The sequence below is a fragment of the Bacillus sp. FSL P4-0290 genome (genome assembly GCF_037975435.1).
In the GTDB taxonomy this organism is placed as follows: domain Bacteria; phylum Bacillota; class Bacilli; order Bacillales; family Bacillaceae; genus Bacillus; species Bacillus subtilis.
The window spans coordinates 165001-179065 of record NZ_CP150253.1; the positions used below are offsets into that span (position 1 = coordinate 165001).

At 49.9% G+C, this 14065-nt stretch carries 2 protein-coding genes, 6 tRNA genes and 7 rRNA genes; all 15 read left to right on the plus strand.

Annotated features, from left to right (window positions below; all coding sequences use genetic code 11):
• Positions 1–50: 50 nt before the first annotated feature.
• The 15 genes from rrf (MKY10_RS00950) to MKY10_RS01020 all read left to right on the plus strand — a co-directional run bounded on the left by rrf (MKY10_RS00950) (position 51) and on the right by MKY10_RS01020 (position 14057).
• Positions 51–166, plus strand: a 5S ribosomal RNA gene (rrf, locus tag MKY10_RS00950).
• Positions 167–211: 45 nt separating this feature from the next.
• Positions 212–286: transfer RNA gene (locus MKY10_RS00955), tRNA-Asn, on the plus strand.
• 2 nt (positions 287–288) lie between these two features.
• Positions 289–361 (plus strand) — tRNA-Thr (locus MKY10_RS00960).
• A 60-nt stretch (positions 362–421) separates the two neighbouring features.
• Positions 422–496 (plus strand) — tRNA-Gly (locus MKY10_RS00965).
• A 31-nt stretch (positions 497–527) separates the two neighbouring features.
• A tRNA-Arg gene (locus tag MKY10_RS00970) sits at positions 528–604 on the plus strand.
• Between the two features lie 27 nt (positions 605–631).
• Positions 632–708, plus strand: a tRNA-Pro gene (locus MKY10_RS00975).
• A gap of 8 nt (positions 709–716) precedes the next feature.
• A tRNA-Ala gene (locus tag MKY10_RS00980) sits at positions 717–792 on the plus strand.
• A 171-nt stretch (positions 793–963) separates the two neighbouring features.
• A 16S ribosomal RNA gene (locus MKY10_RS00985) occupies positions 964–2513 on the plus strand.
• A 170-nt stretch (positions 2514–2683) separates the two neighbouring features.
• Positions 2684–5611, plus strand: a 23S ribosomal RNA gene (locus tag MKY10_RS00990).
• A 54-nt stretch (positions 5612–5665) separates the two neighbouring features.
• Positions 5666–5780: ribosomal RNA gene (gene rrf, locus MKY10_RS00995) — 5S ribosomal RNA — on the plus strand.
• A gap of 187 nt (positions 5781–5967) precedes the next feature.
• Positions 5968–7517, plus strand: a 16S ribosomal RNA gene (locus MKY10_RS01000).
• 170 nt (positions 7518–7687) lie between these two features.
• Positions 7688–10615, plus strand: a 23S ribosomal RNA gene (locus tag MKY10_RS01005).
• A 54-nt stretch (positions 10616–10669) separates the two neighbouring features.
• A 5S ribosomal RNA gene (gene rrf, locus MKY10_RS01010) occupies positions 10670–10785 on the plus strand.
• Together the 16S, 23S and 5S rRNA genes with 6 tRNA genes alongside form the textbook arrangement of a ribosomal RNA operon.
• 769 nt (positions 10786–11554) lie before the next feature.
• Positions 11555–12991 carry a SulP family inorganic anion transporter gene (locus tag MKY10_RS01015; protein WP_014478635.1) on the plus strand — a complete coding sequence of 479 codons (1437 nt, stop codon included), beginning with the start codon at positions 11555–11557 and terminating at the stop codon, positions 12989–12991.
• A 145-nt stretch (positions 12992–13136) separates the two neighbouring features.
• A complete protein-coding gene (locus MKY10_RS01020) occupies positions 13137–14057 on the plus strand; it encodes a bile acid:sodium symporter family protein (RefSeq protein WP_014478637.1) in 921 nt (306 codons plus the stop codon).
• Positions 14058–14065 lie beyond the last annotated feature (8 nt).

A 14065-nucleotide genomic window follows, 5' to 3' on the forward strand; every position in this document is an offset into this window, starting at 1 on the left:
TGAATGATGTCACACCTGTTATCTAGTTTTGAGAGAACACTCTCAATTTGTTTGGTGGCGATAGCGAAGAGGTCACACCCGTTCCCATACCGAACACGGAAGTTAAGCTCTTCAGCGCCGATGGTAGTCGGGGGGTTCCCCCTGTGAGAGTAGGACGCCGCCAAGCAGATTTATTAATTCTACCATGTTTGTTTATGAAGCTTTATATTATTCCGCAGTAGCTCAGTGGTAGAGCTATCGGCTGTTAACCGATCGGTCGTAGGTTCGAATCCTACCTGCGGAGCCATTGCTTCCATAGCTCAGCAGGTAGAGCACTTCCATGGTAAGGAAGAGGTCAGCGGTTCGAGCCCGCTTGGAAGCTTTATTAAATGTATTATTACCAAGGTTTCTCATAAGGAGAAAGCTTTTTTTATTGCGATATGCGGAAGTAGTTCAGTGGTAGAACACCACCTTGCCAAGGTGGGGGTCGCGGGTTCGAATCCCGTCTTCCGCTCCATTTATCCCAACGGGATATTGTAAATTGAATTGCGCCCGTAGCTCAATTGGATAGAGCGTTTGACTACGGATCAAAAGGTTAGGGGTTCGACTCCTCTCGGGCGCGCCATATCTTTTAATAGAATAGATAGGGAATCGGGAAGTAGCTCAGCTTGGTAGAGCACATGGTTTGGGACCATGGGGTCGCAGGTTCGAATCCTGTCTTCCCGACCATTTTTTATGGGGCCTTAGCTCAGCTGGGAGAGCGCCTGCTTTGCACGCAGGAGGTCAGCGGTTCGAGCCCGCTAGGCTCCACCAAAAGTTTTTAAAAAGTTGTTGACTTTGAAGAATTGACGTTGTATACTAATAAAGTTGCTTTAACAAAGCAAACAAACAAAATGATCTTTGAAAACTAAACAAGACAAAACGTACCTGTTAATTCAGTTTTTAAAAAATCGCACAGCGATGTGCGTAGTCAGTCAAACTACTTTATCGGAGAGTTTGATCCTGGCTCAGGACGAACGCTGGCGGCGTGCCTAATACATGCAAGTCGAGCGGACAGATGGGAGCTTGCTCCCTGATGTTAGCGGCGGACGGGTGAGTAACACGTGGGTAACCTGCCTGTAAGACTGGGATAACTCCGGGAAACCGGGGCTAATACCGGATGGTTGTTTGAACCGCATGGTTCAAACATAAAAGGTGGCTTCGGCTACCACTTACAGATGGACCCGCGGCGCATTAGCTAGTTGGTGAGGTAACGGCTCACCAAGGCGACGATGCGTAGCCGACCTGAGAGGGTGATCGGCCACACTGGGACTGAGACACGGCCCAGACTCCTACGGGAGGCAGCAGTAGGGAATCTTCCGCAATGGACGAAAGTCTGACGGAGCAACGCCGCGTGAGTGATGAAGGTTTTCGGATCGTAAAGCTCTGTTGTTAGGGAAGAACAAGTACCGTTCGAATAGGGCGGTACCTTGACGGTACCTAACCAGAAAGCCACGGCTAACTACGTGCCAGCAGCCGCGGTAATACGTAGGTGGCAAGCGTTGTCCGGAATTATTGGGCGTAAAGGGCTCGCAGGCGGTTTCTTAAGTCTGATGTGAAAGCCCCCGGCTCAACCGGGGAGGGTCATTGGAAACTGGGGAACTTGAGTGCAGAAGAGGAGAGTGGAATTCCACGTGTAGCGGTGAAATGCGTAGAGATGTGGAGGAACACCAGTGGCGAAGGCGACTCTCTGGTCTGTAACTGACGCTGAGGAGCGAAAGCGTGGGGAGCGAACAGGATTAGATACCCTGGTAGTCCACGCCGTAAACGATGAGTGCTAAGTGTTAGGGGGTTTCCGCCCCTTAGTGCTGCAGCTAACGCATTAAGCACTCCGCCTGGGGAGTACGGTCGCAAGACTGAAACTCAAAGGAATTGACGGGGGCCCGCACAAGCGGTGGAGCATGTGGTTTAATTCGAAGCAACGCGAAGAACCTTACCAGGTCTTGACATCCTCTGACAATCCTAGAGATAGGACGTCCCCTTCGGGGGCAGAGTGACAGGTGGTGCATGGTTGTCGTCAGCTCGTGTCGTGAGATGTTGGGTTAAGTCCCGCAACGAGCGCAACCCTTGATCTTAGTTGCCAGCATTCAGTTGGGCACTCTAAGGTGACTGCCGGTGACAAACCGGAGGAAGGTGGGGATGACGTCAAATCATCATGCCCCTTATGACCTGGGCTACACACGTGCTACAATGGACAGAACAAAGGGCAGCGAAACCGCGAGGTTAAGCCAATCCCACAAATCTGTTCTCAGTTCGGATCGCAGTCTGCAACTCGACTGCGTGAAGCTGGAATCGCTAGTAATCGCGGATCAGCATGCCGCGGTGAATACGTTCCCGGGCCTTGTACACACCGCCCGTCACACCACGAGAGTTTGTAACACCCGAAGTCGGTGAGGTAACCTTTTAGGAGCCAGCCGCCGAAGGTGGGACAGATGATTGGGGTGAAGTCGTAACAAGGTAGCCGTATCGGAAGGTGCGGCTGGATCACCTCCTTTCTAAGGATATTATACGGAATATAAGACCTTGGGTCTTATAAACAGAACGTTCCCTGTCTTGTTTAGTTTTGAAGGATCATTCCTTCGAAACGTGTTCTTTGAAAACTAGATAACAGTAGACATCACATTCAATTAGTAACACAAGATATCACATAGTGATTCTTTTTAACGGTTAAGTTAGAAAGGGCGCACGGTGGATGCCTTGGCACTAGGAGCCGATGAAGGACGGGACGAACACCGATATGCTTCGGGGAGCTGTAAGCAAGCTTTGATCCGGAGATTTCCGAATGGGGAAACCCACCACTCGTAATGGAGTGGTATCCATATCTGAATTCATAGGATATGAGAAGGCAGACCCGGGGAACTGAAACATCTAAGTACCCGGAGGAAGAGAAAGCAAATGCGATTCCCTGAGTAGCGGCGAGCGAAACGGGATCAGCCCAAACCAAGAGGCTTGCCTCTTGGGGTTGTAGGACACTCTGTACGGAGTTACAAAAGAACGAGGTAGATGAAGAGGTCTGGAAAGGCCCGCCATAGGAGGTAACAGCCCTGTAGTCAAAACTTCGTTCTCTCCTGAGTGGATCCTGAGTACGGCGGAACACGTGAAATTCCGTCGGAATCCGGGAGGACCATCTCCCAAGGCTAAATACTCCCTAGTGACCGATAGTGAACCAGTACCGTGAGGGAAAGGTGAAAAGCACCCCGGAAGGGGAGTGAAAGAGATCCTGAAACCGTGTGCCTACAAGTAGTCAGAGCCCGTTAACGGGTGATGGCGTGCCTTTTGTAGAATGAACCGGCGAGTTACGATCCCGTGCAAGGTTAAGCAGAAGATGCGGAGCCGCAGCGAAAGCGAGTCTGAATAGGGCGCATGAGTACGTGGTCGTAGACCCGAAACCAGGTGATCTACCCATGTCCAGGGTGAAGTTCAGGTAACACTGAATGGAGGCCCGAACCCACGCACGTTGAAAAGTGCGGGGATGAGGTGTGGGTAGGGGTGAAATGCCAATCGAACCTGGAGATAGCTGGTTCTCTCCGAAATAGCTTTAGGGCTAGCCTCAAGGTAAGAGTCTTGGAGGTAGAGCACTGATTGGACTAGGGGCCCCTACCGGGTTACCGAATTCAGTCAAACTCCGAATGCCAATGACTTATCCTTGGGAGTCAGACTGCGAGTGATAAGATCCGTAGTCGAAAGGGAAACAGCCCAGACCGCCAGCTAAGGTCCCAAAGTATACGTTAAGTGGAAAAGGATGTGGAGTTGCTTAGACAACCAGGATGTTGGCTTAGAAGCAGCCACCATTTAAAGAGTGCGTAATAGCTCACTGGTCGAGTGACTCTGCGCCGAAAATGTACCGGGGCTAAACGTATCACCGAAGCTGCGGACTGTTCTTCGAACAGTGGTAGGAGAGCGTTCTAAGGGCTGTGAAGCCAGACCGGAAGGACTGGTGGAGCGCTTAGAAGTGAGAATGCCGGTATGAGTAGCGAAAGAGGGGTGAGAATCCCCTCCACCGAATGCCTAAGGTTTCCTGAGGAAGGCTCGTCCGCTCAGGGTTAGTCGGGACCTAAGCCGAGGCCGAAAGGCGTAGGCGATGGACAACAGGTTGATATTCCTGTACCACCTCCTCACCATTTGAGCAATGGGGGGACGCAGGAGGATAGGGTAAGCGCGGTATTGGATATCCGCGTCCAAGCAGTTAGGCTGGGAAATAGGCAAATCCGTTTCCCATAAGGCTGAGCTGTGATGGCGAGCGAAATATAGTAGCGAAGTTCCTGATTCCACACTGCCAAGAAAAGCCTCTAGCGAGGTGAGAGGTGCCCGTACCGCAAACCGACACAGGTAGGCGAGGAGAGAATCCTAAGGTGATCGAGAGAACTCTCGTTAAGGAACTCGGCAAAATGACCCCGTAACTTCGGGAGAAGGGGTGCTCTGTTAGGGTGCAAGCCCGAGAGAGCCGCAGTGAATAGGCCCAGGCGACTGTTTAGCAAAAACACAGGTCTCTGCGAAGCCGTAAGGCGAAGTATAGGGGCTGACGCCTGCCCGGTGCTGGAAGGTTAAGAGGAGCGCTTAGCGTAAGCGAAGGTGCGAATTGAAGCCCCAGTAAACGGCGGCCGTAACTATAACGGTCCTAAGGTAGCGAAATTCCTTGTCGGGTAAGTTCCGACCCGCACGAAAGGCGCAACGATCTGGGCACTGTCTCAACGAGAGACTCGGTGAAATTATAGTACCTGTGAAGATGCAGGTTACCCGCGACAGGACGGAAAGACCCCGTGGAGCTTTACTGCAGCCTGATATTGAATGTTGGTACAGCTTGTACAGGATAGGTAGGAGCCTTGGAAACCGGAGCGCCAGCTTCGGTGGAGGCATCGGTGGGATACTACCCTGGCTGTATTGACCTTCTAACCCGCCGCCCTTATCGGGCGGGGAGACAGTGTCAGGTGGGCAGTTTGACTGGGGCGGTCGCCTCCTAAAAGGTAACGGAGGCGCCCAAAGGTTCCCTCAGAATGGTTGGAAATCATTCGCAGAGTGTAAAGGCACAAGGGAGCTTGACTGCGAGACCTACAAGTCGAGCAGGGACGAAAGTCGGGCTTAGTGATCCGGTGGTTCCGCATGGAAGGGCCATCGCTCAACGGATAAAAGCTACCCCGGGGATAACAGGCTTATCTCCCCCAAGAGTCCACATCGACGGGGAGGTTTGGCACCTCGATGTCGGCTCATCGCATCCTGGGGCTGTAGTCGGTCCCAAGGGTTGGGCTGTTCGCCCATTAAAGCGGTACGCGAGCTGGGTTCAGAACGTCGTGAGACAGTTCGGTCCCTATCCGTCGCGGGCGCAGGAAATTTGAGAGGAGCTGTCCTTAGTACGAGAGGACCGGGATGGACGCACCGCTGGTGTACCAGTTGTTCTGCCAAGGGCATCGCTGGGTAGCTATGTGCGGACGGGATAAGTGCTGAAAGCATCTAAGCATGAAGCCCCCCTCAAGATGAGATTTCCCATTCCGCAAGGAAGTAAGATCCCTGAAAGATGATCAGGTTGATAGGTCTGAGGTGGAAGTGTGGCGACACATGGAGCTGACAGATACTAATCGATCGAGGACTTAACCACATTTTGAATGATGTCACACCTGTTATCTAGTTTTGAGAGAACACTCTCAATTTGTTTGGTGGCGATAGCGAAGAGGTCACACCCGTTCCCATACCGAACACGGAAGTTAAGCTCTTCAGCGCCGATGGTAGTCGGGGGTTCCCCCTGTGAGAGTAGGACGCCGCCAAGCAATTGCACGTTAGTGTAATTTTTTAAAAAAGTTGTTGACTTTGAAGAATTGACGTTGTATACTAATAAAGTTGCTTTAACAAAGCAAACAAACAAAATGATCTTTGAAAACTAAACAAGACAAAACGTACCTGTTAATTCAGTTTTTAAAAAATCGCACAGCGATGTGCGTAGTCAGTCAAACTACTTTATCGGAGAGTTTGATCCTGGCTCAGGACGAACGCTGGCGGCGTGCCTAATACATGCAAGTCGAGCGGACAGATGGGAGCTTGCTCCCTGATGTTAGCGGCGGACGGGTGAGTAACACGTGGGTAACCTGCCTGTAAGACTGGGATAACTCCGGGAAACCGGGGCTAATACCGGATGGTTGTTTGAACCGCATGGTTCAAACATAAAAGGTGGCTTCGGCTACCACTTACAGATGGACCCGCGGCGCATTAGCTAGTTGGTGAGGTAACGGCTCACCAAGGCGACGATGCGTAGCCGACCTGAGAGGGTGATCGGCCACACTGGGACTGAGACACGGCCCAGACTCCTACGGGAGGCAGCAGTAGGGAATCTTCCGCAATGGACGAAAGTCTGACGGAGCAACGCCGCGTGAGTGATGAAGGTTTTCGGATCGTAAAGCTCTGTTGTTAGGGAAGAACAAGTACCGTTCGAATAGGGCGGTACCTTGACGGTACCTAACCAGAAAGCCACGGCTAACTACGTGCCAGCAGCCGCGGTAATACGTAGGTGGCAAGCGTTGTCCGGAATTATTGGGCGTAAAGGGCTCGCAGGCGGTTTCTTAAGTCTGATGTGAAAGCCCCCGGCTCAACCGGGGAGGGTCATTGGAAACTGGGGAACTTGAGTGCAGAAGAGGAGAGTGGAATTCCACGTGTAGCGGTGAAATGCGTAGAGATGTGGAGGAACACCAGTGGCGAAGGCGACTCTCTGGTCTGTAACTGACGCTGAGGAGCGAAAGCGTGGGGAGCGAACAGGATTAGATACCCTGGTAGTCCACGCCGTAAACGATGAGTGCTAAGTGTTAGGGGGTTTCCGCCCCTTAGTGCTGCAGCTAACGCATTAAGCACTCCGCCTGGGGAGTACGGTCGCAAGACTGAAACTCAAAGGAATTGACGGGGGCCCGCACAAGCGGTGGAGCATGTGGTTTAATTCGAAGCAACGCGAAGAACCTTACCAGGTCTTGACATCCTCTGACAATCCTAGAGATAGGACGTCCCCTTCGGGGGCAGAGTGACAGGTGGTGCATGGTTGTCGTCAGCTCGTGTCGTGAGATGTTGGGTTAAGTCCCGCAACGAGCGCAACCCTTGATCTTAGTTGCCAGCATTCAGTTGGGCACTCTAAGGTGACTGCCGGTGACAAACCGGAGGAAGGTGGGGATGACGTCAAATCATCATGCCCCTTATGACCTGGGCTACACACGTGCTACAATGGACAGAACAAAGGGCAGCGAAACCGCGAGGTTAAGCCAATCCCACAAATCTGTTCTCAGTTCGGATCGCAGTCTGCAACTCGACTGCGTGAAGCTGGAATCGCTAGTAATCGCGGATCAGCATGCCGCGGTGAATACGTTCCCGGGCCTTGTACACACCGCCCGTCACACCACGAGAGTTTGTAACACCCGAAGTCGGTGAGGTAACCTTTTAGGAGCCAGCCGCCGAAGGTGGGACAGATGATTGGGGTGAAGTCGTAACAAGGTAGCCGTATCGGAAGGTGCGGCTGGATCACCTCCTTTCTAAGGATATTATACGGAATATAAGACCTTGGGTCTTATAAACAGAACGTTCCCTGTCTTGTTTAGTTTTGAAGGATCATTCCTTCGAAACGTGTTCTTTGAAAACTAGATAACAGTAGACATCACATTCAATTAGTAACACAAGATATCACATAGTGATTCTTTTTAACGGTTAAGTTAGAAAGGGCGCACGGTGGATGCCTTGGCACTAGGAGCCGATGAAGGACGGGACGAACACCGATATGCTTCGGGGAGCTGTAAGCAAGCTTTGATCCGGAGATTTCCGAATGGGGAAACCCACCACTCGTAATGGAGTGGTATCCATATCTGAATTCATAGGATATGAGAAGGCAGACCCGGGGAACTGAAACATCTAAGTACCCGGAGGAAGAGAAAGCAAATGCGATTCCCTGAGTAGCGGCGAGCGAAACGGGATCAGCCCAAACCAAGAGGCTTGCCTCTTGGGGTTGTAGGACACTCTGTACGGAGTTACAAAAGAACGAGGTAGATGAAGAGGTCTGGAAAGGCCCGCCATAGGAGGTAACAGCCCTGTAGTCAAAACTTCGTTCTCTCCTGAGTGGATCCTGAGTACGGCGGAACACGTGAAATTCCGTCGGAATCCGGGAGGACCATCTCCCAAGGCTAAATACTCCCTAGTGACCGATAGTGAACCAGTACCGTGAGGGAAAGGTGAAAAGCACCCCGGAAGGGGAGTGAAAGAGATCCTGAAACCGTGTGCCTACAAGTAGTCAGAGCCCGTTAACGGGTGATGGCGTGCCTTTTGTAGAATGAACCGGCGAGTTACGATCCCGTGCAAGGTTAAGCAGAAGATGCGGAGCCGCAGCGAAAGCGAGTCTGAATAGGGCGCATGAGTACGTGGTCGTAGACCCGAAACCAGGTGATCTACCCATGTCCAGGGTGAAGTTCAGGTAACACTGAATGGAGGCCCGAACCCACGCACGTTGAAAAGTGCGGGGATGAGGTGTGGGTAGGGGTGAAATGCCAATCGAACCTGGAGATAGCTGGTTCTCTCCGAAATAGCTTTAGGGCTAGCCTCAAGGTAAGAGTCTTGGAGGTAGAGCACTGATTGGACTAGGGGCCCCTACCGGGTTACCGAATTCAGTCAAACTCCGAATGCCAATGACTTATCCTTGGGAGTCAGACTGCGAGTGATAAGATCCGTAGTCGAAAGGGAAACAGCCCAGACCGCCAGCTAAGGTCCCAAAGTATACGTTAAGTGGAAAAGGATGTGGAGTTGCTTAGACAACCAGGATGTTGGCTTAGAAGCAGCCACCATTTAAAGAGTGCGTAATAGCTCACTGGTCGAGTGACTCTGCGCCGAAAATGTACCGGGGCTAAACGTATCACCGAAGCTGCGGACTGTTCTTCGAACAGTGGTAGGAGAGCGTTCTAAGGGCTGTGAAGCCAGACCGGAAGGACTGGTGGAGCGCTTAGAAGTGAGAATGCCGGTATGAGTAGCGAAAGAGGGGTGAGAATCCCCTCCACCGAATGCCTAAGGTTTCCTGAGGAAGGCTCGTCCGCTCAGGGTTAGTCGGGACCTAAGCCGAGGCCGAAAGGCGTAGGCGATGGACAACAGGTTGATATTCCTGTACCACCTCCTCACCATTTGAGCAATGGGGGGACGCAGGAGGATAGGGTAAGCGCGGTATTGGATATCCGCGTCCAAGCAGTTAGGCTGGGAAATAGGCAAATCCGTTTCCCATAAGGCTGAGCTGTGATGGCGAGCGAAATATAGTAGCGAAGTTCCTGATTCCACACTGCCAAGAAAAGCCTCTAGCGAGGTGAGAGGTGCCCGTACCGCAAACCGACACAGGTAGGCGAGGAGAGAATCCTAAGGTGATCGAGAGAACTCTCGTTAAGGAACTCGGCAAAATGACCCCGTAACTTCGGGAGAAGGGGTGCTCTGTTAGGGTGCAAGCCCGAGAGAGCCGCAGTGAATAGGCCCAGGCGACTGTTTAGCAAAAACACAGGTCTCTGCGAAGCCGTAAGGCGAAGTATAGGGGCTGACGCCTGCCCGGTGCTGGAAGGTTAAGAGGAGCGCTTAGCGTAAGCGAAGGTGCGAATTGAAGCCCCAGTAAACGGCGGCCGTAACTATAACGGTCCTAAGGTAGCGAAATTCCTTGTCGGGTAAGTTCCGACCCGCACGAAAGGCGCAACGATCTGGGCACTGTCTCAACGAGAGACTCGGTGAAATTATAGTACCTGTGAAGATGCAGGTTACCCGCGACAGGACGGAAAGACCCCGTGGAGCTTTACTGCAGCCTGATATTGAATGTTGGTACAGCTTGTACAGGATAGGTAGGAGCCTTGGAAACCGGAGCGCCAGCTTCGGTGGAGGCATCGGTGGGATACTACCCTGGCTGTATTGACCTTCTAACCCGCCGCCCTTATCGGGCGGGGAGACAGTGTCAGGTGGGCAGTTTGACTGGGGCGGTCGCCTCCTAAAAGGTAACGGAGGCGCCCAAAGGTTCCCTCAGAATGGTTGGAAATCATTCGCAGAGTGTAAAGGCACAAGGGAGCTTGACTGCGAGACCTACAAGTCGAGCAGGGACGAAAGTCGGGCTTAGTGATCCGGTGGTTCCGCATGGAAGGGCCATCGCTCAACGGATAAAAGCTACCCCGGGGATAACAGGCTTATCTCCCCCAAGAGTCCACATCGACGGGGAGGTTTGGCACCTCGATGTCGGCTCATCGCATCCTGGGGCTGTAGTCGGTCCCAAGGGTTGGGCTGTTCGCCCATTAAAGCGGTACGCGAGCTGGGTTCAGAACGTCGTGAGACAGTTCGGTCCCTATCCGTCGCGGGCGCAGGAAATTTGAGAGGAGCTGTCCTTAGTACGAGAGGACCGGGATGGACGCACCGCTGGTGTACCAGTTGTTCTGCCAAGGGCATCGCTGGGTAGCTATGTGCGGACGGGATAAGTGCTGAAAGCATCTAAGCATGAAGCCCCCCTCAAGATGAGATTTCCCATTCCGCAAGGAAGTAAGATCCCTGAAAGATGATCAGGTTGATAGGTCTGAGGTGGAAGTGTGGCGACACATGGAGCTGACAGATACTAATCGATCGAGGACTTAACCACATTTTGAATGATGTCACACCTGTTATCTAGTTTTGAGAGAACACTCTCAATTTGTTTGGTGGCGATAGCGAAGAGGTCACACCCGTTCCCATACCGAACACGGAAGTTAAGCTCTTCAGCGCCGATGGTAGTCGGGGGGTTCCCCCTGTGAGAGTAGGACGCCGCCAAGCAAGCTTAAACCCAGTTCATTGAGCTGGGTTTTTTATTTTATATCTGTGCCGATTTGCTTTCGTCAGTATCCATTTTATCAAGCTTCTGCTTTTTAAAGTTTTCTAATACTTTTGAATTCCAATACAATCCCTAGCATGATCAACATGAGAGTCATAAATAATCAAAATGCAGTTTGTACGGGAGACTCATCCAGACTCCATCCGACTGCGATTGGCAGGATAGAGCCGCCAATCCATTGGCAGCGAACAGCATGCTTGTCGTTTGTTCTGTTTTTCCATGATAAAATTGATTGGTGACAATAAAATAATGGCGAACATGCCGGCCATAAATAAGTCCTAAGAAAAAACTAAGAATAATCCCTGCAAAAGCTGTTTTATTGATTGCCAAAATACAGAGTTAAATGAGGCCGCTCATATTTATCAGCCTGAGATAATGATGATAGGTTATTTTTTCGGAAACCGGCTCGGATTGCCAAATGAGAGAAAAGATATTACTGTCATTAAAACGATTCTTGGTTTCATCCGGATATGATAAAATGTCTCAGACTATATTTGAGCCATTTTTTTCTTCAGCATTCATCTTGCGTAATTGATAAAAATTTATTATGATACTCTTTGTATGACAACTCCTTGCCTCAATACAATATACTCAACGTTTCCCCGTTTTCTCCGGTCGTTTTTCTTTTCATTTTCTCCCGTAAAATAAAAAAAGCTCCCAATACAATAGATATGGTGCGGATAAATTTTTACTAAAAAGGAGTCGTTATATTTGAATGATAGTTTTACATTAAAACAGCAATGGTTCGGCAATATCCGAAAAGACATTCTTGCTGGCATTTTAGTTGCGTTAGCATTAATTCCTGAAGCGATTGGCTTTTCTATTATAGCCGGTGTGGATCCGATGGTCGGTCTTTATGCGTCATTTTGTATAGCCATTATTATTTCTATTTTTGGCGGCAGACCTGGCATGATTTCAGCTGCGACAGGCTCAATGGCAGTCGTTATGGTGTCGCTGGTTGCTGATCATGGGCTTCAGTATTTATTTGCGGCTACGATTTTGACAGGTATTATTCAGGTGATTTTAGGTATCAGTAAAATTGCAAGATTAATGAAATTCATCCCGCGTTCTGTGATGATCGGGTTTGTGAATGCGCTGGCGATCCTTATCTTCTCAGCGCAGCTTCCCCAGTTTGAAGGTGCTTCTTGGAGCATGTATGCGATGCTTGCCGGGTCGTTGGTTATTATTTATGTGCTGCCGAGATTTACGACTGCTGTTCCGTCTCCGCTTGTGGCGATTATTGTGATGACAATAATTGCGGTCACTTTCCATGTGGATGTGCGGACGGTTGGTGATATGGGCAATATTTCTAGTTCATTGCCTCATTTCTTAATCCCTGATGTTCCGTTTACCTTTGAAACACTGCAAATTATTTTTCCTTATTCAATTGCTTTAGCGTTTGTCGGGTTGCTTGAATCTTTGCTGACAGCACAGATTATTGATGAGATGACGGATACGGACAGTGATAAAAATAAAGAGAGCCGCGGACAGGGAATTGCGAATATCGTGACTGGATTCTTTGGCGGAATGGCAGGCTGCGCTATGATCGGACAATCTGTCATTAATACAAAAGCGGGCGGTCGCGGACGTTTGTCAGCATTTGTTGCCGGTGCTTTTCTGATGTTTTTAATTGCGGTGTTAAGTCATGTCGTGGTGAAAATCCCAATGGCGGCGTTAGTAGCTGTAATGGTTATGGTGTCTGTCGGCACTTTTGATTGGTCTTCCTTAAAAGGTCTCAAAAAAGCGCCGCTCACGGACTCGATTGTCATGGTTGTGACTGTGGTTACGGTTGTTGTGACGGATGACTTATCTAAGGGTGTATTTGTCGGTGTTCTTTTAAGTGCCGTGTTCTTTGTGGCAAAAATCTCGAAGCTGAAAATCGTTTCTCATGCAGAGGATCAAAAGCTTAGAACGTATCAAGTGAAGGGGCAAATCTTTTTTGCGTCAGTGACTGATCTTACGAATGCGTTTATATATCAAGAGGATATTGAGCGGGTTGTGATTGACTTAACTGAAGCTCACGTATGGGACGATTCTGGTGCGGCCGCACTTGATAAGATTGTTGCGAAGTTCAAGGAACAAGGCATTGAAGCTGAGTTAAAAGGTTTGAATAAAGCGAGTAAATCTCTAATGAAACAGATGGCATAAAATAGAGAAGCCCAGATGAATGAGATCTGGGCTTTTTTATATAACATACACTTAAGCAGCATTGATATAATAGAGAGAAGAGAAATTTTAAATAGGGGACTTGCATATGATGCTTCAGAAGCTGAACCGTGTATTGGGGAGAGTGATGCCGCTGTTGACGCCGACTAGTGTGGTGCTGGGCGTGCTGCTGTCTCAGTTTTTAAATGGGTATGAATGGGCTGTGCCTTGGATCTTTGCTTTTATTACGTTTGCAGGCAGTTTGAGCGCGAACTTTCAATCTTTGAGACATGCATTGTCTCATCCTCTCCCTATGATTCTTGCACTATTCGTTCTTCATATTTTCATGCCGCTTTTTGCTTGGGGCAGCGGCCATCTTATATTTAAAGGTGATCCTTTGACGATTACCGGTTTAACATTGGCTGTTGTGATTCCTACGGGGATTACAAGCTTGATTTGGGCAGCGATGTACAAAGGGAATGTCGGTTTGACACTTTCGATTATTTTAATTGATACTGTGCTGTCACCGCTAATCGTACCGCTGAGTCTTTCATTGCTGGCCGGCGCTCAGGTTCACATGGATGTGTGGGGAATGATGAAAGGTCTGATTGTAATGGTCGTGATTCCTTCTTTTTTGGGCATGCTGTTTAATCAGATGTCATCTCCAGAAAGAACTGCGTCTGTGAGCAGTGCGCTGTCGCCTTTTTCAAAGCTTTGCTTGATGGCAGTGATTGCGATTAACAGTTCAGCGATTGCTCCTTATTTCAAATCCATTGATTTGAGATTTGCAGGAATAGCTGTAACGGTATTCTTTATCGCGTTAACAGGCTATGCCGCTGCTTGGCTGATCGGAAAAATGATGAAAAGGCGGCAAGAGGAAATAGTCTCTCTTATATTTACGGGAGGCATGAGGAATATTAGTGCCGGCGCAGTTCTTGCCGTTACGTTCTTCCCGTCTCAGGTTGCCGTTCCTGTTGTGATCGGCATGCTGTTTCAGCAGATATTGGCTGCTTTGTTTGGCTATATGCTGAATCGTTTTGAATTAAAACCAATGTTGCAGAAAGCATAAAAAAACCG